The sequence below is a fragment of the Ignavibacteriales bacterium genome (assembly GCA_026390815.1).
Classification (GTDB): domain Bacteria; phylum Bacteroidota; class Ignavibacteria; order Ignavibacteriales; family SURF-24; genus JAPLFH01.
The window spans coordinates 259,920-281,013 of record JAPLFH010000033.1; the positions used below are offsets into that span (position 1 = coordinate 259,920).

The window sequence follows — 21,094 nt, forward strand, 5'->3', positions numbered from 1 at the left end:
AAAATAAAACCTTAGGAGGTTATTATGTCACTTCTTAATTCCATGTTCGCAGGCGTTTCTGGCTTACGTAATCACCAAACAATGCTCGACTTAATTGGCAACAACATCGCCAATGTAAATTCAATTGGATACAAAGGATCAAGAGTTACATTCAGCGATACATTTAATCAATTCGTTCGTTTTGGATCAAACCCAACTGAAAATTCCGGTGGCACAAATACTTTTCAGGTTGGCTTAGGAATGAAAATAGGTTCTATAGATAGAAATTGGAATCAAGGCACATTTGAAAGAAGCGGGATTCTAACCGATCTAGCGCTTCAAGGAAAAGGGCTGTTCGTTTTAAAGAATAACGGGCAGCAATTCTTTTCCAGGGCTGGTGCTTTTACATTTGATGCTGATGGTAAATTAGTGGTTCCGCAAAACGGAGCAGTGGTACAGGGTAAAGTAGCAACAGATGATGGAATTATTCCTCCTGGAAATCATTTGGAAGACGTACAGATAAAACCTAATATGAAACTGCCAGCGGTTTCAACTACATTAGCAACTTGGGGCGGTAATTTAAGCAGCACTTCTTCAATTACCAGGTCTGAAGAATATGTTGAGGCGGGAAATATAAATTCCTCACTACCTCTTGAAGATCTAACGGCAGTTCCACCTGTTCCTGCCGGAACAGCTACTGATACTAATACTATTTATGATGATAACGGAAATGAATATACATTAACTTCCACATATACAAAGACAGCCGCCAATACGTATGACCTTACCTATGATATTATAAACAAAGAAACCGGCGATTCAATTTATGTTGCACCTGCTACACCACCAGCAGCAGTTTCTATGGTGTTTGATGGTACAACTGGTGCATTGACTACTATGGGAGGAGCAGCGCCGGCTGCCATTGCAATTACAGATACTGATTTGGGTCTAAATTTCACATTTGATCCAACAACAGTAACTCAAACAAATTCTGCCACAACATTAAATTCAACAGTTGATAGTAACCGCGAGCCAACTATAGTTACTGGAACAGTCACAGTTTTCGATTCATTGGGTAATTCTCATTCATTAACTTTGAAGTTCACAAAACTTTCTAACCTTAATTGGAATTGGAGCGCAACAATCCCGGCTTCAAGCGGAACTTTATCCAATAATACAGGAACAGTTTCTTTTAATGCTGATGGTTCAATGAATACTCCGGTTCCCAATCCTCCGGTACTTGCTTTTGCCCCTCTTGGTGGTGCAAGCGCAAATAACATTACTCTAGATTTTGGCTCTGGGTTTGAAGGAATTACTCAATCATCAACAGATTCTGTTGTATCTGCTTTATCGCAAAATGGTTCTTCCGCAGCTACACTTAGCGATTTGAGCATTGACCAGTACGGTTTCATTGTTGGTGTATTTTCAAATGGATATTCTAAAAAACTTGCCCAGATAATGTTAGCTTCGTTTCCAAACTTAGGTGGGTTAACAAGTGTTGGTGATAACCTATACACAGTTAGTGCAAATTCCGGCGATCCACTTTATGGTGTACCAGGTGAAGAAACCGGAACTACAATTCAATCCGGTGCACTTGAACAATCCAACGTTGATTTGTCTGAAGAATTTACCAGGATGATAGTAGCTCAGCGAGGTTTCCAGGCTAATGCAAGAACTATTACAGTTTCTGATACTTTGCTTCAGGAAATTACAAGTCTGGTTAGATAAACAATTCTTATAACCTTCAGGATCATTTACTTGATCCTGAAGGCTTTCATTAATCATCTCGCAGATTTATCTCATATCATAATTTTTTATTCTTTAATCTAATCCTCAACTCTCAATCCTCAATCCTTGATTTCCTATATCAATAATCCATATTCCCCAACTGTTTAATATTAGCCATGTGAAAGTGCAATCGCAGTGGTAATTCAAATAAATTCTTTCAAATTTCAGTTATTAATATTTCGTTTTTAGTGGCACATTGGTTGACCTTAGAGTAGCAAGAATAATAATAATTGTTAAGAAAAATGGAAGATAAACAAGAGATACCGGAAAGCATTCCAGAGTTAAAAAAGAAATCCTCAATAAATCCAAAAGTATTTATTATTGGATTACCGTTATTTATAGTGCAATTGGTAATTGTCTATTTTATAACAGCAAACATTCTGTTAAACAAAACACCGGCAAAGTCATCATCAAACAAAGAAACAGTTACAAATATAAGCGATACTTCCAACGGTCAGCAGAAAAAAAGAAAAGAAAATTTTGGAAAGTACATTTATTCCCTTGATGATGTAATTGTAAATCCTGCCGGTACTTCCGGACAGCGACTTATGCTGGCTTCCGTTAATATTGATGTTGGACAGGAAGAACATCTTAAATTTCTTAAAGAAAGAGAACCAATTGTAAAGGATTTAATAATTTCCATAATGTCAAGTAAGTCGTTGTTTCAGCTTGGACAGGTTGGATTTAAGGACACATTAAAAATAGAATTAACTAAAAGCCTCTCTTTAAAATTTGGTAATATATCTTTTAATGACATTTATTTTAGTAAATATATAATGCAATAATATGGCAGAGCTTTTATCACAACAAGAAATTGATCAACTTCTTAGTACAGTTAAAGCTGGAGTAGATAAACAAACTCCTGTAGAGATAGAGAAAGTTATTGTTCCTTATGATTTCAGACTTCCAAACAGGATTTCCAAAAATCAATTACGAACCTTAAGAAATATTCATGATACATTTAGTGAAAGTATCAGCTCTTTCCTGATGTCTAAATTGCAGTCTATTATCAGCATTAACATAATTTCTGTTGATCAAATTTATTATTCGGAATATGTCCTATCAGTTTCAAATCCAGCCTGCCTTTATACTTTTGATATAAAATCAACAGATATAAAAGGAGTGTTAGAAATAAGTCCGGAACTTGCCTTAACGCTGGTAGATCGCTTCCTGGGTGGAAACGGCAGAGGGGATGTAAAAATAAAAACGATTACACCAATAGAACAGCGTGTTCTTTTTATTTTTGTTGATAAAGTAATGCAAGAACTTCAAAAAGCTTGGTTGATAGTTGGTAATTATGAATTTGTGGTTGAAAGATTTGAATCCGATATAGATTTTGCTCAAATAACGTCTCAAAGTGAAAGTATCCTTTTGTTTAGTTTTGAAATTATGGTTGGGGAAAATTCCTTTTTGATGAATCTTTGTTTTGCCACGTATGCTTTCGATACAATTCTTTCAAAAATAAACAGCCAGAATATCTCAACAATACGCCCGGTAAAATATCATGGGACTTCCAGCAAAACAATCCTGGTAGATCATATTAAAAAAACAGACCTGACTCTAAAAGTTGAATTTGGCACAGCACCTATTAGAATGAAAGACTTATTTTCATTAAGCCAGGGTGATGTAATTATGTTGGATAAGAAAGTTGGAGAGGAACTTACGGTTACTGTTGCAGATAAAGTTGTATTCAAATGCCAGCCAGGAGTTTTGGGGGGACACAGAGCAGTTAAAATAACAAAGCGAGTTGAAAACGAGGAGAAAAATTAATGGAACAAAGTATTGGATCAGATTTAAATCCGGGATCAATAGAAAAATTTGAAGGAAAAAAAGCCGAATTTACCGCTTTGGAGGAATCTACTAAAAAAGGGTATTTCTCAGACGATAAACTTGAATTTATTAAAGATGTAAATCTTAATGTTTATATAGAGCTTGGCAGAACTAAAATGCTGGTTAAAGATATTATTGAACTTGACAGAGGTTATGTAATTGAGCTTGATAAGCTTGCAAGCGAACCAGTTGATGTTTACGTAAACAATAAGAAGATTGCAGAGGGAGAAGTTGTTGTTATTGATAAACATTTTGGTATTCGTATTACAAACCTGATTGAATCACCCGATAGATTAAAAGGAATTTAATTAATGAATCTTTGGGACTTCATAAAAATTTTCCTTGTTCTAATAATGCTTGCCGGGCTAATGTACTTTATGCTCCATTTGTTAAAAAAATATTTTTACAGTGTGGAAAGCAAGCACCCAAAACTGATAAGCATAAAAGTGTTGGCAAATCAAATGCTAATGCCCAAAAAATTTCTATCAATTGTTAAGGTGCAGGATAAATTTTATTTGCTTGGCATTAGCGATCAATCAGTTAATCTGATTGATAAGTTCGAGGATCCGGAGTTAAAATTAAAATTAGAAGCTGGCAGTGTTCCTTCAACTGTAAATTTTTTGGATTATTTTAAGAAGAGTCTGGATAAGAAATGAAGAAGATTTTATTTGTTTGCCTGGTATTGATTGGAATTATTCTTTTTCACGAACCATTGCTGGCTCAGCAAAAAACAACCATCCCGCTTCCAAAGATTGGGATAAACGTTGGTACTGCCGAAAATCCACAAGACGTTTCATCTACCTTGCAAGTGCTTCTTCTTTTAACAGTTTTATCACTTGCACCTTCCATAATGTTGATGACAACATCTTTCCTTCGATTAATAATTGTTTTTCATTTTTTGCGGAATGCTTTAGGAACCCAGCAAATGCCGCCAAACCAGTTGCTGGCAGGGATGGCAATCTTTTTAACTTTTTTTATTATGGCACCCACCTGGAATAAAGTAAACACTGAGGCGCTTAAACCGTATATGGATGGGAAGATGACTCTCGACTCAGCTTATACAAAAGGTGTTGAACCACTAAGACAATTTATGTTTAAGAATACCCGTGATGAAGACCTTGAATTGTTTGTTAGTCTCTCTAATATGCCAAAGCCAAATACAAGAGCGGAACTTCCGACTTATGTTTTAATTCCTTCTTTTGTTCTTAGTGAACTGCGCGCCGGTTTTATAATCGGCTTTTTCCTGTTCATTCCATTTTTAGTTGTGGATATGATCGTCTCCAGCGTTCTTATGTCTATGGGAATGATGATGCTTCCACCAATGATGGTTTCGCTTCCGTTTAAAGTCCTTCTGTTTATCCTGGTTGATGGATGGAATTTAATTGTTGGTTCATTAGTAAGGAGTTTTAATTTATGACGATCGAATTGATAACTGATTTAATGACGGATGTATTCTTTACAACTATGATAATTCTTCTGCCGATACTTGGTGCATCGCTAATAATTGGAATTATCATTTCCATTTTTCAGGCAGCAACATCAATCCAGGAAATGACCTTAACGTTTGTTCCCAAAATTATTATTACAGCAGTTGTTATGATTTTAATGCTTCCGTTTATAGCAGACAGACTTATGACGATGACAATAAAATTCTTTAATATGTTTACAACATTCATTCGATGATAAATATACTGGTAAATGACTTTGTAGTTTTAATTTTGGTTTTCCTTCGGGTTGTTCCAATATTTTTTGTTGCTCCTTTCTTTAATAGTTCGTCAATCCCAAATACTGTAAAAATATTATTTGCTTTAATTGTATCATATATAATTTTTTTTTCAATTAAAGGTTTTACATTTGATGTAAACAAAGGATTGCTGCTTCTTGCCCTTTACGGTGCTAAGGAAGTAGTAACAGGTTTGATAATCGGCTTCTCTATAAATTTTATTTTCTACGGAATTTCTTTTGCCGGATCACTTATAGGTTTTGATATGGGACTTTCGATGGCGTCGGCATTCGATCCTTCTATGGATATGGAAAACAATATTATTGGTCAACTACTAAACCTGATTGCAATTCTAATTTTTTTGACTATTAATGGTCATCATTATGTAATAAGAGCTCTTAGTTATTCTTTTAGCATGGTGCCAATTGGTGAAATTACACTTAGCCAATCATTACTTCTTTTGCTGGTAAAATATTCTGCCGGTGTATTTATTCTGGCAGTTAAAATTGCATCGCCGTTAATGATTTCCTTTTTTCTAATTCACGTTGCTGCAGGTATTACAGCTCGTATCATTCCGCAGATGCAGGTGTTTTTTGTAATTCAACCTTTACAAATTGCAATTGGCTTTATTCTTTTGGCGGCTTTTTCGCCAGTTATTGTATTAGTAATAAAAAATATTCTTGCAGGATATGAAGACACATTATTCGAATTGATAAAAGCGATGGGGAAATAAATGGCTGAAGTTGACGGACAGGAAAAAACCGAACAACCGAGTGAAAAGAAACTCCGCGAAACCCGGGAAAAAGGAGAAGTTGCTAAAAGTGTGGAGATAAACTCCCTGGCAATTTTTTTAACTGGCACAGCTATCCTTTATTATTCTAAAAGCTTCATAGGTGGTAAGGTATCTTCCTTTACCACGTACATTTTTAGTTCATTGAATACACTAACTATAAATCCTGATTTGCTTGGTGACTATACCATAAAAGCAGTTCTATTCTTTTTCTCAATTCTTTCACCAATTCTTATCGGTTTAGTTATAATGTCTTTAGCTGCGGGTTATGGACAAACAGGATTTAAAATTGCTACAAAAGCATTAGCGTTAAAATTCTCTTTTCTTAATCCAGTTTCTGGATTAAAAAAAGTTTTTTTCTCGTCTCACTCTATTACCGAACTTGTAAAATCGCTAATAAAACTAACGATAATCTCTCTTTTTGCATACTGGGTTTTAAAAGATACAATTTTAGATTCCGCTGGCTTAATGGGATTAACAATTCCGGAAATAGCAGAATTTATGATAGATACAGCTTTCAAATTTATCTGGAAAATTTCTTTGGTTTATATTGTTTTTGCAGCTATCGATTTCATTTATCAGAAATTCCAGCATAACAAAAAACAAATGATGACAAAAAAGGAATTGAAGGATGAATATAAAGCTTCCGATGGCGACCCGCTTATTAAAGGAAAAATAAAAAGCAAACAAATGATGATGGCTAAAGCAAGGATGATGCAGGATGTTCCTAAAGCAGACGTTGTAATTACAAATCCTACTCACTTAGCAATTGCACTTAAATATGAACTTGGCAGCAAGTTTGCACCAAAGGTTTTAGCAAAAGGAGCGGATGAAATAGCTCAAAAAATAAAAGAGATTGCTACAAAGCATAACATTCCGTTACACGAAGATGTTGAACTTGCACGCGCTTTATTTAAACACTGCGATGTAGGTGATGAAATTCCAACTAACTTGTTTAAAGCTGTGGCACAGGTATTAGCTTACATTTTCAATTTGAAAAACGCAAAGAAGAAAAAAACAATAGTTTGATGAATAATATATTTAAACATACTGACATTATTCTTGCCTTTGGAGTAATCTTTATACTTGGCTTAATGGTTATTCCACTGCCGGCTTTCTTGCTGGATTTTTTCCTTGCATTGAATATTTCTATTGCTGTTTTAATTTTGGTTGTATCTCTCTACATTAAATCACCGCTGGAAATTTCTGTATTTCCGGGTTTACTTTTGGTGTTAACACTTTTCCGCCTTGCATTAAATATAAGCTCAACAAGATTAATTTTAATTGACGGTTATGCAGGTAAAGTAATTGAAACATTTGGACAGTTTGTTGTAAGTGGAAGTTATGTTGTTGGATTTATAATATTTATTATTCTTGTTATCATTCAATTCATCGTTATTGTAAAAGGTTCCGGAAGAATCTCTGAAGTTGCTGCAAGATTTACACTTGATGCAATGCCCGGAAAACAAATGGCAATTGATGCAGATTTAAATTCCGGATTAATAAATGAATCAGATGCACGCGCACGCCGTGAGAATATAAGCCGGGAAGCTGAATTTTACGGTGCGATGGATGGCGCCAGCAAGTTTGTTAAAGGAGATGCGATTGCAGGATTGCTGATAAATGTAATTAACATTGTTGGTGGAATTATAATTGGAGTTGCACAACGTGGATTAAGTATTTCTGATGCACTTCAAACTTACACAATTTTAACAATTGGTGATGGATTAGTTACACAGATTCCTGCACTTATAATTGCTACAGCAGCTGGTATGGTTGTTACAAGAAGCGGTGGTGGAGGTACTCTTGATGTTCAAATGAAAGGGCAATTGTTCAACAATCCCAGGGTACTGGGAACGGTATCCGGCGCAATTGGTTTATTTTCAATTGTCCCCGGTATGCCAACGATCCCTTTTCTGATTCTTGCCCTGGCACTTGGTTTTGCAACTTTTATGGTTAAAAAACAGAAAAAGTCAGATCAACTTTTAGAAAAAACTCAGGATGTTGTTCAGGTAGAACCGGTGGAAGAAAAAGTAGAAGAATATCTACAGGTGGATCCTATTGAAATTGAAATAGGTTATGGATTAATTTCGCTTGTGGATGAAACACAGGGTGGAAATCTATTTCAAAAAATTTCTTCCACAAGAAAATATATTGCTCTTGAATACGGCGTGCTTGTTCCTCCTGTTAGAGTAAGAGATAATTTACAATTAGGTCCAAACGAATACATTATAAAAATAAAAGGAAATGTCGCAGCCAACTTCCAAATTTACTCCGATAGATACCTGGCAATGAATCCTGGAAATATTTCAGATCAGTTAAGCGGGATTCCAACAGTTGATCCAGCATTTAATTTGCCGGCTTTTTGGATTAACGACCAGGAAAAAGACAAAGCTGAATTATTAAACTTTACAGTGGTGGATAGTATTTCAGTTCTTTCAACTCATTTGCAGGAAACAATTAAAAAGAATTTTGATAGAGTGCTAAGCCGGCAATCAGTTAAACAATTGCTGGAAAATTTAAAGAAAGAATATCCGGCTGTAATTGATGAAATAAATCCGGAAGTTCTTCCATTAGGTGTAATTCAAAAAGTGCTTCAGAATCTATTGAAAGAATTAATTCCGATTAAGGACCTTGTTCAAATTTTAGAATCATTAACTGATTACACCAAGATTACAAAAAATATTGATGTGCTGACAGAATACGTACGGCATTCATTGGGGGATACAATTGCTAATCTTTACCGCGATCAAAATGGAATAATACATTCAGTTACACTTGATGAAGATTTGGAAAAACAAATAACAAACGCACTTCAAAAACAGAAAGAAGCAATTCAAACACTCGGATTAAGTCCGGAACTGCTTATGACGTTAAATAATAATCTAAGGATGTTCATTCAAAAGTTTAAATCGTTGGGTTATGTTCCTATTATTGTAACTGCGGCAACCATTCGTCCGTATCTTTTCCGGCTGCTTAATACAAGTTTTCCAGAGTTAGTAATTCTTTCTTACACAGAATTGCCCGCCAGCGTTGAAATTGAATTCCTGGGCAGAATAGAGGTTTAATATGCAAATAAAAAAATATCTTGCTCCAACACTTAAAGAAGCTTTAGAACAATTGAAAAATGAATTGGGTGATGATGCCGTTGTATTAAGTACGCGGGTTGTTACGAGTAATACTAACACCGGAACAAAAAAACAATATGAAGTTGTTGCTGGAACAGAATCCAATCGCCCAAAAGAAACCGCACACCCAAAACTGGTTGATACAATTATAGATGACAATCCGAAAAATACAATTGAAGAACTACAGCGATTAAAAGACAAAGTTTTTCCACATCACGAAAAACCAAAGAAAGAAATTAAGATTGAGAACCTAAAAAGTGAAAGAATAAAAAATGCTGTTACACCTGCCAAACTGAAAGAAATAAAAGAAGATTTATTGGTTAAGGAAATTTTTCCTTCAGTTGTAAATAAAATTGTGGATCAGTTATCTCAACAATCGGATTTTATTAAGAGCGGTAATATTGATGAAAATATTGTATCAACAATTGCGTCATTGGTGCGTTCAGCAAATTTTGAAGTAAAGAAATCGAAAGAACCAAAAGTGGTATCTTTGGTTGGCTCTACTGGAGTTGGAAAAACAACCTGCATTGCAAAACTGGCAGTTATTTCCAAAATCTTTCACATGCTGGATATTGGAATTATTACAATTGATACATTCCGCCTTGGTGCAATTGATCAATTAAAAATATTTGCGGAAATAAGTAATGTTGAATTATTGGTTTGTTACGAACCAACTGATCTTAAGAAACTTGTAAACAAATTTAAAAAGAAAGATTTGATCTTTATTGATACGGCGGGCAGAAGCCAGAACAACACTGCTTCAATTAATGAAATGAAAAAATTTCTGTCATCAATTGAAATTGATGAAACTTTTCTTGTTCTAAGTTCAACCGCATCAACAAGAAATCTTCTTGATGTGATAAAGAAATTTCAGCCGCTTAATTTTACAGGATTGATTTTTACAAAACTTGATGAGTCGGCTGCGTTTGGAAATATCTTAAATGTTTCCAGCAAAGTGGAAACACCAATTAAGTTTTTAACAAATGGACAGGTAATTCCTGATGATATTATTGCTGCGGATTCTGATTTTATTGCTAAGATGATTTTTACAGGCAATATCAAATAGTTTAATCCGATTGAATTGCAGAATAATGAAATCCGTTTGAAAGATAAGATGATCTATTTTCAGAATTTATTTTTTACGTAAGACAAAAAGATGCTTGGACAGGCGCAAAGAATATTCGAATTAAAAAATTCCTTGGTGGAACCTAAAAATCCATCACGGAGTACTCCAATTATTTCATTTACTTCCGGTAAAGGGGGAACAGGAAAATCGTTTCTTTGTCTTAATGTTGCTTACCAGCTTGCGCAATTAGGCAAAAAAGTATTGGTGGTGGATTTTGATCTGAACTTTTCTAACGTTCACGTTATGCTAAATATAATTCCAGAAAAAACCCTATTCGAATTCTTTTCATCGGAATGTCTTTTGAATGAGTTGATTTATAAGTATGACAAAAAGCTGGAATTTATTTTTGGATTTTCCGGATTTGAACCAAGAAGAGTTACTGATAACAGCATTCAGTACTTCTGGAATCAGCTTAATCTGATCGCTTCTGAATACGACTTTGTTTTTATAGATGTTTCATCCGGTGCAAATGAAGATACTCTGGAAATTCTATCACAATCAGATTACTGCATAGTGGTTGCAAATCCGGAACCCACTGCAACTATGGATGCTTACGCAATCATCAAACTATTAAATTCATCTGAAGGAAAAAATAATATCAAGATTGTTATTAACAAGTATTTTAGCCAGGAAGATGCTGAAATTGCATTTGAGAATCTGGAAAAAGCAGTTAGTCATTTTCTTAAACAGGAAATTTCGTTGCTTGGATCAGTCAGTTTCGATCCGGAAATTGTTAAATCAATTATGACGCAGGAAATTTTTCTTTCTCATCATTTAAATACACAATCAGCAAATCAAATCCAGTTAATTGCACAAGGATTACTAAATATTAGGCAGGTGGCTAATAATAACCAGCGTTGATTTTCCAGCCTTCCAATAGTCCATCAAAGGCTACTTATTTCAATAAAAATCCCATTAGATAATTACACTTAGCTGGTATAGTGTTTGCCCTTTAACATCCAGGAGTAAATATGTATAAAATTGTAATTGAAATCGGACTTTTAATTTTTTTCTTATCGATAATAATTTTTATGCAGCAGGGAATATTGCTGGAGACTGTTCTGTTCCGGTCACTTGTAATTTTTATAGTTGTTACAGTGATGATGAGTTTGTTAATGATAACCTTTATCAAGGCAATCAATAAAAGTTTTTTAAAAAAAGAAAAATTATCAAATCAAAATTAGGCTGGTGAAATAGCATGGATAATAACGAATTATGGGGTTCGTATAAAAGCAATCCCAATCCCGACATAAAAAAACAAATCGTTTTAAGATATTCAAACCTGGTTCACTATGTTATTCAACACTCAAGGTTTCCGCACCCAAGTGTAATAGAAGACAGAGATTTTTACCAGTTTGGAATTGAAGGATTGTTTGAAGCAATTGATAAATTCGATCCGAATTACGGGACAAAGTTTGAAACTTATGCTATCCCGCGCATTAAAGGAAAAATAATTGATGAAATTAGAAAGTTACAGATTAAACCGCGTTCAGACTCTCCGGATGATATTAAATATGTAAATGTATCGCTTAATGATGAAGTGCCAGGAGAAGAAGGATTTCCTTTATATGAAACTATTGCATCAGATGCTAAGACTCCGTCCGATATTCTTGATAAGAATGAAGAAAAATTAATGCTGTTAGAAGCTCTAAAAAAATTGAACGAAAGAGACAGACTATTGCTTACTCTTTATTATTATGAAAATCTTAATTACCAGGAAATTGCAGAAGTTCTGAATATTTCAGTTTCCCGGGTTTCGCAAATACATTCCAAGGTAATAACAAAACTAAGAAGCGATTTAAAGTATCAATATGCTTGATCAAGAATTAAGAATAGAAAAAACTAAAAATATACTTTCAAAGATATATAATCTTCCTGCACTTCCGTTTATAATAGAAGAAGTAAATCAGATAATTGAAAATCCAAAATCAAGTGCAGCGCAGCTTAGCCAGGTAATTTCCCGGGATCCCGGACTTTCTATTAAAATTCTTTCTGTTGCAAACTCACCGTTGTATGGTTTTCCGCGGAGAGTATCAACGATAGATTTTGCAATAATTATTCTTGGCTTTAATCATATAAAAAATATTACAATTGCTTTTTCAATAATGGATTCTTTCAACAATTTCAAGAATTTACATTTCGATCAAAAGAGATTCTGGATCCATTCCTTGATGACAGCTACAGCGGCAAAAAGATTATCGCAGGATTTAGGTTACCGATATGGTGGTGAGGCATTTACCGCAGGATTGCTTCACGATTTGGGGATACCGGTTATTTGTAAATATTTTGGAAAAGATTTTATTCAAATAGTTGAATTAGTAGATACCACAGGCTTAAGTTACGTTGAAGCTGAGCAGCAAGTTCTTGGTGCCACTCATAGAGAAATTGGTCATTATTTAATTGAGAAATGGAATTTACCCCAAACGCTTGCCGATGTAATTCTTCATCACAATAATCCATCAGAATCGGAAGAAAGCCCGATTTTAACATCATTAGTTCACCTTGCTGATTATATGACAAATTTCCTGAAGTATGGTGAGTACGATTGGGATGAAGGATATGTTTTAGACAAAAGTGTAATTGAAATACTAAACCTTGGTAATGAACAATATCTTGAAAATTTCGTTTTAAGTTACAAAGAGCTTTTTCAGAATCAAATGGACTCATTAATTTTTTAACAAAATAATTAAGTTTTATGGAAACACAAGTTTATTTAGAAAAGAGAAGAAAGACCGAAAAACTGTTAGACAATATTTACTCGCTTCCGGTAATTTCTGAGGTAATGTATCAAACAGCAAAAATGCTTGATGATCCGGCTACTTCAACCACTAAGCTGGCAAAGATGATTGGTCAGGATCAAGGCTTAGCCACTAAGCTGCTTTCGATTGCCAACTCTCCGCTTTATGGATTGCCGCGCAAAGTTGCTACAATCGATTTTGCAATTCTGGTAATTGGTTACCAGGATATAAAAAATATTCTAATCAGTCTTTCGATGATGGAAGCATTTAAAATTAAGAATGATGAAAATCTTAATTACCACGATCTCTGGTTGCATTCTTTCCTTACAGGAACGCTTGCAAGAAGAATATCGCTCGATATGGGATTCAATTTTGGCGGTGAAGCTTTTGTTGCTGGATTGCTACACGATATGGGAATTTCTGTCATTCACAAATATTTCCAATCAATATTCTTAAAAGTTGTGCAGTACACAAAAACCGGAGAAAAAAGTTTTCTTGAAGCAGAATTTGATGAGCTTGGATTAACACATCAGGAAATCGCAAAATTCCTGGCGGAAAAATGGAATCTTCCTTCATCTTTATGTGACGCAGTTTTATACCACCACGCACCTAATAAAGCTTTCGTTAATAAAGAACTGGTAGCAGTAGTTCATCTTTCTGACTATGCTATTAACAGCTTTAAGTTAAAAAGCTTTTTCTGGGAGAATGATATTTATTTGGATCCGAATGTTGTTGAGATACTAAGATTTAAAGATTCGGAACATTTGCAAAATTTTGTGATTAGTTATGAAGATGCTGCAAGAGAAGAAGTTAAGTTGATTAAGTTCTAAATGTGACCATTGGAGATTTAATAAGCTCCAATAAATTTTAGTAAGGTCCTGATGAAAGTATTAAGAGAAAATAACGTTGAATATTATCCTTTCTATAAATTCCTGGAAGATTTATCGAGCAACTATGGTTTAGATAAGAAGACCGGAAATTCGCTCCTCAATTATTCCAATAATAAAGGTGAATCAAATTATTTTGAAAAATATAATTATGTATTCAATGTTCTAACTTCATTTGAAAAGGAAACATTGAACCTTAGCGATATAAAAAAGATATTAAATGTATTTAATGACTCACTAAAAAAAATTCTTCCTACTAAAGAAAGCAGTTTACTTTTTTTTGATACAATTTTTTCTACTTTGACTCCTCTCGAAAAGAAAAAGGATTTGCTTACCAATTCCACAATGAACAGTTATTATAAAGAAGGCATTTTAAATAATATTTTCGATACAAAACTTTCGACTGTTATACCATTATTAAGCAGTTACCAAAATGATGGACCAAAATTCAACTTTCTGATAGTTCCGATATTTGAAGAAAACAAAAGACGTGGTTTGTTAACTCTTCTTACGACTTTAAAAGAAGAAAATATTACTGAGTTTGATAAAAAACTGGTTGAACTTCTTCTGTTGCTTACTTTATCCAAGATTGACAAAATTGTCTTACGTAAAAAAGTTACATCAATTCACGAAGATCTTAAAACTTATCAAGCAAAGTTATCAAACGATTATCGTCTTGCAGCCATTGGAGAAATGACGCATGGAATAGTTGAAGATATTCTTTCTCCTCTCCAGGTGTTGATAAGTCAAATTGATATGATAAAATTTGATAAACAGAACAAATTTGAAATTGATTTGCTGAAAGCACAGATAAATAAAATAAATCAAACTGTTGGGCGACTGGTAAAATTTGTGGATGCAAATCCGGATAACGCGAAAATCCGCCCCTGCAATTTGAACGAAGTTATTTCTGATTTCTACCAGATATTTAAATCAACATTACAAAATTTAAAAATAGAATGTGAACTCGATCTGCAAAAAGATATTCCACCAATTCTAAGTCATCCAAATAATCTAAATCAAATTTTAACCCACGTTTTTGGAATGGTTAAAAACAGCAATAAAGACGAAGGTGCAGTTATTCTTCAAACCCGATACCAGGGAGAAGAGATAGTTGTAAAATTAATCAGTTCAAATAATTTGTCAATCGATAGTACATCTGGAAAAAATAATCAAGCTGAAGATTTGAACGTTAAGATAATTGATAATTTGATGGTAAAGCACGAAGGTAAATTTTCCATTACCTCCACGGATATTGGAAGCTCAATTATTACTTTAACTTTTCCACTCAGGAGAAAACTGCGGGTATGAAAATTAAAATTGCATTAATAGCTTTTTGTATTGTGCTAATATTTTCTACCAGCATACTTGCTGAAAGTGGAACTCAGGCAGTTTCTGGTTTTCAGAAAAACGGATTATATAGAACTGGTTTTTATTTTTTTGAGGCAGTTTTGATATTATCGCTTCTGGCTATCTGGATATTTAACCTTGTAACTTATGGAAAGCGCAGCAATGCAAAACTAAAAGCAAATATTGAAAAATTACGGAACGAAGAATTTTATCCTTCACATTTGAAAGAATTAAAAAAATTCCGGTCATCATTAATAAAAAAGATTACTAACCATCCAGGCGAACGAAGAATTAATAAAGCCAGGAAGTATGAAATATCAACAGGAGAAATTGATTTAGCCTTGAAACTAAAGTCGCTTCTAAAAAATTGATTTAAGAAATATGATTGATCAAATTAAAAATACAAGTTTTGCAACAACAACAAACAGCACCAAGACAATTTCGATAACTGGGCAAAGCCTGCCAGAAGTAAATTCCCTTGTTATGTTAAAGGTAATTGAAAAGTTGGGCGGCAATTATAAAATTCTTATTAATGGAAACCTGTTCCAGGCAAAACTTCCTCTTAAGCTAACAGCAGGAGAAGAAGCAATTGCCAAAGTGTTATCCACAAAACCTTTCACGCTTGGATTGAATGACTTACTAAAAACCCGGAACATGTCATCAGAAAACATTTCTTTACTTTTATCTATGCTTGGGCTAGAACAGGATGAAAAAAACATTCGCTTTATTAAAAAATTAATTTCTTCAAAACAACCGCTTAGAAAAGAAAAAATAAAAAGAGGTATAGAGTTTTTGGAAAAAACCAACGGGGAAGTTGATGAACTTCAACTTGCACTTCTTGTTAGAGTTTATGCTTTTCAGAATGATTATTTCGATTACATGGCAGAGAGCCATAATTCTTTTTTTAAATATTCATATTCTCAAATCATTCAAAATATTTTCGGGTTGGTTAAGCAGTTGAATTATGAATTTTCTAATAATACGGTTACCCAAATAGTAAACAATTATTTGGTTTGTAATTATTCATTGCTGGAAAATGAAAACAAGCTACCGGTCTGTTGCGAAGAAAAACTTCTTGAGATGATTGGTATTGTTGCTTTTGAAAGCGGAAATAATTCTTATCCGTTTATTATAAAAGAAATTTGTGATAGCTTAAAGAAAAATATCACCTTATTGATTATTCAGACTGCGGTATACAACTATTTCGGATTATACCCATCGTTTATTATTCTACTTCAGGAAAATAAATTTAACTTAATTGAATTCAATTCATACAAAGAAAAGTCTGATAAAGATGAAAATTATTTCAAGTTTGGAATAAAGATTCCGACCAACAATCCAGATGAAATATTGTTGAAGGGATTTTTAACAAAAGAATTACTCTATACAAACATTTTTTTTATGGGAGAAAAAAAGCATAAACATGAACTTGAATTAACTAAAACATCAGAAGAGTTTCATTTTAAGTATAATCTGGATGCATACATAGGTATAAACGAAAACCCGAAAAACAATAATATTTCAATTTGGAATAGCAACATATTAACAGGAACTTATTAATAAATGAAAAACGATTTTTTCCAAAGCATTGCAATGCATTCAAACGTATTAGGAATAGATATCGCCAAAGATTATTTCCTTCAAGAAGCATTAAAGGATTTGCAGAAGGAACAAAAAGATAAAGAACGTCTTTACAATATTAGTTCAACTTTAGTACGAATGATTTATCGAATAGAAAAACTTAGCAATGGAGAAATAAATGATTAAGAGCATTTATTCGGCTGCACAAAACATGCGGTTTAAAATGAAAGACATCGAGGTTATTGCAAATAACCTTGCTAATATAAATACAACAGGATATAAAAGAGAATTACCATTTGCAGAAGTTTTAAGCAGAGCGGAAAATAAGAATACAAAACAGCTAACTGATTTTAGTGAAGGTGTTGCAATCACAACCGGCAACCCACTGGATTTATCTATTAAAGGCATTGGATTTTTTGTTTTGCAAACCGATGGAGGCGATATACTAACACGCAGCGGAAAATTTATGATTTCTGAGGACGGTTATCTATCCGACGAAAAAGGGAATAAAGTTCTCGGTCAAAAAGGTGCCATCAACTTATCTGATATTCTTTTAGATCAATCCACAACTGTAAAAATAAGCGCTGATGGTGAAGTGAGAATAGGTGAAAAAATAATCGATAAACTTTTAGTTGCTAAAATTGATGATCAGAAAAATTTAATTAGAACTCAGGATCAGGGATTTGCTTATGAAGATGGTGATTTTGAAACAGCGGATGAATCCGGGTACAACATTTTTCAGGGCTATATAGAAGAATCAAACGTTAATCCAATTCAGGAAATGCAATCAATGATTGAGATAAACAGAGATTTTGAATCAACACAGAAGATGATTGTAGCGTTTGATAATTTTTTAGGAAAAGTAAACGAATCTGGTAAAGTTTAATAAGGAGAAATGAAATGTCTACACGTGCATTAAGAACAGCGGCTTCCGGTATGTATGCTCAGCAGGTTAACATCGAAACAATTTCCAACAACATTGCCAACATAAATACAACAAGTTTTAAAAAGAACCGGGCGGAATTTAAAGATTTAATGTATCAGGAGGTTAATACAAGTTCGCTTAATTCATACGTTCCAGGTGTTAATGAAAGCCCAAGTTCAAAAATACAAATTGGAAACGGCATTCAACTTTCCTCAACACAAAAGATGTTCACACAAGGAGATTTACAAAGTTCAGGTAATCAATTTGATGTTGCGATTCATGGCGAAGGATTTTTTCAAGTTAGAAAACCGGACGGATCATTTGCATACACAAGAGATGGTGCCTTTAAACTTTCTGCCGATGGTTCGCTCGTTACTTCAACCGGCTATATCCTGGAACCAGGCATTCGCCTTAACAGCGATGTATTAAGTATGCAAGTTACCCGTGACGGTAATGTTTCTGTTGTTGAAACCGGTGGTAATACGGTTGACCTTGGTACAATGGAACTTGCAAAGTTTGTAAATCCAGGTGGATTGGTTGCTATGGGTGATAATATGTATTCCGAAACAAAAGAATCCGGTGCGCCAATTCTTGGCAATCCCGCTCAAAATGGATTTGGAGAATTACAGCAGGGATTTCTTGAATCATCTAATGTTGATATTGTTGAAGAAATGGTTTCTATGATTACGGCGCAGCGTGCCTATGAAATAAATTCTAAAACGGTTAAAACTGTTGAGGACATGATTACTATGGTGAATAATCTTAAGCGATAAATATAAAATTTAATGAACGTGGAATAAAGAATTAATAATTCAGAGTTCAATATTCAAAGAAAAAATTAAAATGATTAAATGTTTGATAACAATATTGCTTTTTTTATCTGTTGGAAACCAGTACATGGCAGCAAACAGCGGTGAAAATACTTTTACCCGTAAGCTGGAAAATTATCTGGGCAAAAATCTTTCCCGGTTTGAAAAGTGGAGTTATGAATTAGTTTCTAATAACAAAAATAGCTTAAGTCAATCTTCCAATATTGAAATTGATACAGAAAAAGTATTCAATAGAATTACCAGTTATGGATATGTACCGGTAAAAGTATTGCAGGCAAATGGAAAAATGGTTTCTTCTTTTATTACCGTACGATTCCATTTATATCAGAAGGTTCTATGCTCATTGAAGAAAATAAAAAATTCTTCAGCTTTATCTGTTGAGGATTTTGAATTAGTCCTAATGGAAGTATCAAACCTTAAGGATAATCCAATCTGTAATTTGAACGAAATTATAAACTACCGGGCAAAGCTCAATATAATGGATGGGGCAGTTCTTCTTGAAAGAATGATAGAAAAAATACCGGAAGTTATGGCTGGTGATAATGTAAATGCAGTGCTGGATAATGGAGATGTTTCAATTTCTTTTTTAGCTAAAGCAAGAACGGATGGAAGAATTGGTGATGAGATTAAAGTTGTTACCAAAGAAAAAAAAATATTTACAGCTAAAGTGGTTAGTGCGGGTAAAGTAATCATTACGGAGTAAAATTATGAAGAGAATATTAATAATGATCATAATTATTTCTGCGGGTGTATTTGCGCAGGATATGCGTCCGAATGCATTTAGCTCTTTATTCTCTGACTACAAAGCTAACCACATTGGCGATGCAATAACAATTTATGTGGTCGAATCATCTTCTGCCAGTAACGAAGCAGAAACAAGCACCGGCAAAACAAGCGATTTGGGTCTAAGCGCTTCTGCTAATGTTGGCAGCGGCGGTATGCCAAAAGTAGATGCAAGTATTGGTTCAAAAAATAATTTTCAAGGAAGCGGCTCAACAAAATCCAGCGGCAGGGTAACAACAAAAATTAGTGCAATGATTGATTCAGTTTATGACAATGGAAATCTTAGAGTTAGAGGCAGCCGGAAAATTGTAATTAATGGCGAAGAACAAATTATAAGCATTAAAGGAATTGTTAGACCAATCGATATCCAAACAGACAACTCCGTTCTTTCATATAATATCTCAGAAGCCGAAATAATATTTGAAGGAAATGGAATGATTCAGAAAGCGCAGGGACCAGGCTTACTTACAAAACTTTTTCACTGGCTTTTTTAGGCGGTATTATGAAACGACTAATATATTTTTTATTGATAATTATTTTTTCGGTTAGCTCTTATCCGCAAAGAATAAAAGATGTTTCTTTTTTCAAAGGTGTTTCCTCCGAACAGTTAATTGGTTATGGACTTGTAGTTGGTTTAGCCGGCACAGGAGACAGCTACAGGTCTTCTTTTACTGTCCAATCCGCAATAAGTATGTTAAAACGATTTGGCATTACAGTTCCGGATGTTAGTCTTAGAACAAAAAATGTTGCCGCCGTTATGGTTACATCGCGCGTAAGCAATAATCTTAAAACTGGATCTGAGTTTGATGTTAATGTATCATCAATGGGTGATGCAACAAGTTTAATGGGCGGTACATTGTTGATGACTCCGCTTTCCGGTAAAGATGGTAGTGTCTTCGGACTTTGCCAGGGTGCTGTTTCAATTGGCGGATTTGATATTAATACTTCCACCGGAGGAAGAACTGCAAAGAACCATGCTCTTAGTGGAAGAATTCCAAATGGTGGATTATTGCAAAAAGAAATAACCGTTGGACAAATGAATAATCAGGAAGTGAATTTAGTATTAAAAAATCCTGATTACACAACCGCAAACAATATTGTAAATGCTATCAATCAAAAACTTGGCGGCACAGGTGCAGCAGCAGTTGATGCTTCAGAGATTAAAATTCAGGTTCCTGCAGATAAGCAAAGCAATTTGCCGGAATTTTTGGCAGAGTTAGAAAGTATTCAGGTTTTAACAGATGCAATTGCTAAAGTTGTTCTTAATGAAAAAACCGGTACCATTGTAGCTGGTAGTAATGTAAAAATTCTTCCTGTAACAATAACTCACGGAAGTATGAAGATAAATATTAAATCGTATCCAATGATTTCGCAGCCAGGTGCTTTTTCCCAGGGAACAACTGCCGTGTTTAATAATCTTGTTCCAACTGTTGAACAGGAAAACAGCAATTCCGTTTCAATTCAGGGAGCTTCTAATGTTCAGGAAGTTGCAGCAGCGTTAAATTCTTTAAAAGTTACTCCGCGTGATATTATTGCAATCTTCCAGGCGATTAAGGAAGCTGGAGCGTTAAATGCCGAGTTGTTGATTATTTAAAATTTACCTTCACCTAATTTCATCTATTGTAAGGAGTGAAAT

The 21,094-nt window shown here is 34.1% G+C and carries 25 protein-coding genes; all 25 read left to right on the plus strand.

Annotated features, from left to right (window positions below; translation table 11 throughout):
- Positions 1-24: 24 nt before the first annotated feature.
- The 25 genes from NTX22_10940 to NTX22_11060 all read left to right on the plus strand — a co-directional run bounded on the left by NTX22_10940 (position 25) and on the right by NTX22_11060 (position 21,052).
- Positions 25-1,707: a flagellar hook protein FlgE gene (locus tag NTX22_10940; GenBank protein ID MCX6151032.1), complete on the plus strand. Its 1,683-nt coding sequence runs from the start codon at positions 25-27 to the stop codon at positions 1,705-1,707.
- A gap of 302 nt (positions 1,708-2,009) precedes the next feature.
- On the plus strand, positions 2,010-2,552 hold the full coding sequence (locus NTX22_10945; protein ID MCX6151033.1) for a flagellar basal body-associated FliL family protein: 543 nt from the start codon (positions 2,010-2,012) through the stop codon (positions 2,550-2,552).
- A gap of 1 nt (position 2,553) precedes the next feature.
- Complete coding sequence (fliM, locus tag NTX22_10950) at positions 2,554-3,537, plus strand: flagellar motor switch protein FliM (protein MCX6151034.1); 984 nt, start codon at positions 2,554-2,556, stop codon at positions 3,535-3,537.
- Positions 3,537-3,905 carry a flagellar motor switch protein FliN gene (gene fliN, locus NTX22_10955; protein ID MCX6151035.1) on the plus strand — a complete coding sequence of 123 codons (369 nt, stop codon included), beginning with the start codon at positions 3,537-3,539 and terminating at the stop codon, positions 3,903-3,905. The genes fliM and fliN overlap by 1 nt, the downstream gene beginning before the upstream one ends.
- A 3-nt stretch (positions 3,906-3,908) precedes the next feature.
- The gene (locus NTX22_10960) at positions 3,909-4,253 is read left to right on the plus strand and encodes a flagellar biosynthetic protein FliO (protein ID MCX6151036.1); all 345 of its coding nucleotides are present in this window, start codon (positions 3,909-3,911) and stop codon (positions 4,251-4,253) included.
- Entirely contained in the window at positions 4,250-5,014 is a 765-nt protein-coding gene (gene fliP, locus NTX22_10965; protein ID MCX6151037.1) for a flagellar type III secretion system pore protein FliP, read from the plus strand. The genes NTX22_10960 and fliP overlap by 4 nt, the downstream gene beginning before the upstream one ends.
- A complete protein-coding gene (locus NTX22_10970) occupies positions 5,011-5,280 on the plus strand; it encodes a flagellar biosynthetic protein FliQ (protein ID MCX6151038.1) in 270 nt (89 codons plus the stop codon). The genes fliP and NTX22_10970 overlap by 4 nt, the downstream gene beginning before the upstream one ends.
- Complete coding sequence (fliR, locus tag NTX22_10975; GenBank protein ID MCX6151039.1) at positions 5,277-6,053, plus strand: flagellar biosynthetic protein FliR; 777 nt, start codon at positions 5,277-5,279, stop codon at positions 6,051-6,053. The genes NTX22_10970 and fliR overlap by 4 nt, the downstream gene beginning before the upstream one ends.
- On the plus strand, positions 6,054-7,139 hold the full coding sequence (flhB, locus tag NTX22_10980) for a flagellar biosynthesis protein FlhB (GenBank protein MCX6151040.1): 1,086 nt from the start codon (positions 6,054-6,056) through the stop codon (positions 7,137-7,139).
- Complete coding sequence (gene flhA, locus NTX22_10985; GenBank protein ID MCX6151041.1) at positions 7,139-9,178, plus strand: flagellar biosynthesis protein FlhA; 2,040 nt, start codon at positions 7,139-7,141, stop codon at positions 9,176-9,178. Before flhB ends, flhA begins: the two co-directional genes overlap by 1 nt.
- Before the next feature lies 1 nt (position 9,179).
- Positions 9,180-10,304, plus strand: coding sequence for a flagellar biosynthesis protein FlhF (gene flhF, locus NTX22_10990; GenBank protein MCX6151042.1), 1,125 nt, complete (start codon positions 9,180-9,182; stop codon positions 10,302-10,304).
- A gap of 90 nt (positions 10,305-10,394) precedes the next feature.
- Complete coding sequence (locus NTX22_10995) at positions 10,395-11,225, plus strand: AAA family ATPase (protein MCX6151043.1); 831 nt, start codon at positions 10,395-10,397, stop codon at positions 11,223-11,225.
- A 110-nt stretch (positions 11,226-11,335) separates the two neighbouring features.
- Positions 11,336-11,548, plus strand: a complete 213-nt coding sequence (locus NTX22_11000) for a hypothetical protein (GenBank protein MCX6151044.1) — start codon at positions 11,336-11,338, stop codon at positions 11,546-11,548.
- 14 nt (positions 11,549-11,562) lie between these two features.
- Positions 11,563-12,183 carry a sigma-70 family RNA polymerase sigma factor gene (locus NTX22_11005; protein MCX6151045.1) on the plus strand — a complete coding sequence of 207 codons (621 nt, stop codon included), beginning with the start codon at positions 11,563-11,565 and terminating at the stop codon, positions 12,181-12,183.
- Entirely contained in the window at positions 12,176-13,042 is an 867-nt protein-coding gene (locus tag NTX22_11010; GenBank protein MCX6151046.1) for an HDOD domain-containing protein, read from the plus strand. Before NTX22_11005 ends, NTX22_11010 begins: the two co-directional genes overlap by 8 nt.
- A 17-nt stretch (positions 13,043-13,059) precedes the next feature.
- Positions 13,060-13,932 carry an HDOD domain-containing protein gene (locus tag NTX22_11015; protein ID MCX6151047.1) on the plus strand — a complete coding sequence of 291 codons (873 nt, stop codon included), beginning with the start codon at positions 13,060-13,062 and terminating at the stop codon, positions 13,930-13,932.
- A 51-nt stretch (positions 13,933-13,983) separates the two neighbouring features.
- A complete protein-coding gene (locus NTX22_11020) occupies positions 13,984-15,300 on the plus strand; it encodes a hypothetical protein (protein ID MCX6151048.1) in 1,317 nt (438 codons plus the stop codon).
- The gene (locus NTX22_11025) at positions 15,297-15,710 is read left to right on the plus strand and encodes a hypothetical protein (protein ID MCX6151049.1); all 414 of its coding nucleotides are present in this window, start codon (positions 15,297-15,299) and stop codon (positions 15,708-15,710) included. The genes NTX22_11020 and NTX22_11025 overlap by 4 nt, the downstream gene beginning before the upstream one ends.
- 10 nt (positions 15,711-15,720) lie before the next feature.
- Positions 15,721-16,899: a hypothetical protein gene (locus tag NTX22_11030; protein ID MCX6151050.1), complete on the plus strand. Its 1,179-nt coding sequence runs from the start codon at positions 15,721-15,723 to the stop codon at positions 16,897-16,899.
- A gap of 3 nt (positions 16,900-16,902) precedes the next feature.
- Positions 16,903-17,106 carry a hypothetical protein gene (locus tag NTX22_11035; protein MCX6151051.1) on the plus strand — a complete coding sequence of 68 codons (204 nt, stop codon included), beginning with the start codon at positions 16,903-16,905 and terminating at the stop codon, positions 17,104-17,106.
- The gene (locus NTX22_11040) at positions 17,099-17,806 is read left to right on the plus strand and encodes a flagellar hook-basal body protein (protein ID MCX6151052.1); all 708 of its coding nucleotides are present in this window, start codon (positions 17,099-17,101) and stop codon (positions 17,804-17,806) included. The genes NTX22_11035 and NTX22_11040 overlap by 8 nt, the downstream gene beginning before the upstream one ends.
- 14 nt (positions 17,807-17,820) lie before the next feature.
- Complete coding sequence (gene flgG / locus NTX22_11045; protein ID MCX6151053.1) at positions 17,821-18,618, plus strand: flagellar basal-body rod protein FlgG; 798 nt, start codon at positions 17,821-17,823, stop codon at positions 18,616-18,618.
- Positions 18,619-18,742: 124 nt separating this feature from the next.
- Complete coding sequence (flgA, locus tag NTX22_11050; GenBank protein ID MCX6151054.1) at positions 18,743-19,378, plus strand: flagellar basal body P-ring formation chaperone FlgA; 636 nt, start codon at positions 18,743-18,745, stop codon at positions 19,376-19,378.
- Between the two features lie 4 nt (positions 19,379-19,382).
- Positions 19,383-19,952: a flagellar basal body L-ring protein FlgH gene (locus tag NTX22_11055; protein ID MCX6151055.1), complete on the plus strand. Its 570-nt coding sequence runs from the start codon at positions 19,383-19,385 to the stop codon at positions 19,950-19,952.
- Positions 19,953-19,960: 8 nt separating this feature from the next.
- Entirely contained in the window at positions 19,961-21,052 is a 1,092-nt protein-coding gene (locus NTX22_11060; protein MCX6151056.1) for a flagellar basal body P-ring protein FlgI, read from the plus strand.
- Positions 21,053-21,094 lie beyond the last annotated feature (42 nt).

Bases quoted from the DNA above. Each gene is read 5' to 3' on its own strand.
- NTX22_10940 (MCX6151032.1), top strand. From the start codon at position 25: ATGTCACTTCTTAATTCCATGTTCGCAGGCGTTTCTGGCTTACGTAAT.
- NTX22_10945 (MCX6151033.1), top strand. From the start codon at position 2,010: ATGGAAGATAAACAAGAGATACCGGAAAGCATTCCAGAGTTAAAAAAG.
- fliM (MCX6151034.1), top strand. From the start codon at position 2,554: ATGGCAGAGCTTTTATCACAACAAGAAATTGATCAACTTCTTAGTACA.
- fliN (MCX6151035.1), top strand. From the start codon at position 3,537: ATGGAACAAAGTATTGGATCAGATTTAAATCCGGGATCAATAGAAAAA.
- NTX22_10960 (MCX6151036.1), top strand. From the start codon at position 3,909: ATGAATCTTTGGGACTTCATAAAAATTTTCCTTGTTCTAATAATGCTT.
- fliP (MCX6151037.1), top strand. From the start codon at position 4,250: ATGAAGAAGATTTTATTTGTTTGCCTGGTATTGATTGGAATTATTCTT.
- NTX22_10970 (MCX6151038.1), top strand. From the start codon at position 5,011: ATGACGATCGAATTGATAACTGATTTAATGACGGATGTATTCTTTACA.
- fliR (MCX6151039.1), top strand. From the start codon at position 5,277: ATGATAAATATACTGGTAAATGACTTTGTAGTTTTAATTTTGGTTTTC.
- flhB (MCX6151040.1), top strand. From the start codon at position 6,054: ATGGCTGAAGTTGACGGACAGGAAAAAACCGAACAACCGAGTGAAAAG.
- flhA (MCX6151041.1), top strand. From the start codon at position 7,139: ATGAATAATATATTTAAACATACTGACATTATTCTTGCCTTTGGAGTA.
- flhF (MCX6151042.1), top strand. From the start codon at position 9,180: ATGCAAATAAAAAAATATCTTGCTCCAACACTTAAAGAAGCTTTAGAA.
- NTX22_10995 (MCX6151043.1), top strand. From the start codon at position 10,395: ATGCTTGGACAGGCGCAAAGAATATTCGAATTAAAAAATTCCTTGGTG.
- NTX22_11000 (MCX6151044.1), top strand. From the start codon at position 11,336: ATGTATAAAATTGTAATTGAAATCGGACTTTTAATTTTTTTCTTATCG.
- NTX22_11005 (MCX6151045.1), top strand. From the start codon at position 11,563: ATGGATAATAACGAATTATGGGGTTCGTATAAAAGCAATCCCAATCCC.
- NTX22_11010 (MCX6151046.1), top strand. From the start codon at position 12,176: ATGCTTGATCAAGAATTAAGAATAGAAAAAACTAAAAATATACTTTCA.
- NTX22_11015 (MCX6151047.1), top strand. From the start codon at position 13,060: ATGGAAACACAAGTTTATTTAGAAAAGAGAAGAAAGACCGAAAAACTG.
- NTX22_11020 (MCX6151048.1), top strand. From the start codon at position 13,984: ATGAAAGTATTAAGAGAAAATAACGTTGAATATTATCCTTTCTATAAA.
- NTX22_11025 (MCX6151049.1), top strand. From the start codon at position 15,297: ATGAAAATTAAAATTGCATTAATAGCTTTTTGTATTGTGCTAATATTT.
- NTX22_11030 (MCX6151050.1), top strand. From the start codon at position 15,721: ATGATTGATCAAATTAAAAATACAAGTTTTGCAACAACAACAAACAGC.
- NTX22_11035 (MCX6151051.1), top strand. From the start codon at position 16,903: ATGAAAAACGATTTTTTCCAAAGCATTGCAATGCATTCAAACGTATTA.
- NTX22_11040 (MCX6151052.1), top strand. From the start codon at position 17,099: ATGATTAAGAGCATTTATTCGGCTGCACAAAACATGCGGTTTAAAATG.
- flgG (MCX6151053.1), top strand. From the start codon at position 17,821: ATGTCTACACGTGCATTAAGAACAGCGGCTTCCGGTATGTATGCTCAG.
- flgA (MCX6151054.1), top strand. From the start codon at position 18,743: ATGGCAGCAAACAGCGGTGAAAATACTTTTACCCGTAAGCTGGAAAAT.
- NTX22_11055 (MCX6151055.1), top strand. From the start codon at position 19,383: ATGAAGAGAATATTAATAATGATCATAATTATTTCTGCGGGTGTATTT.
- NTX22_11060 (MCX6151056.1), top strand. From the start codon at position 19,961: ATGAAACGACTAATATATTTTTTATTGATAATTATTTTTTCGGTTAGC.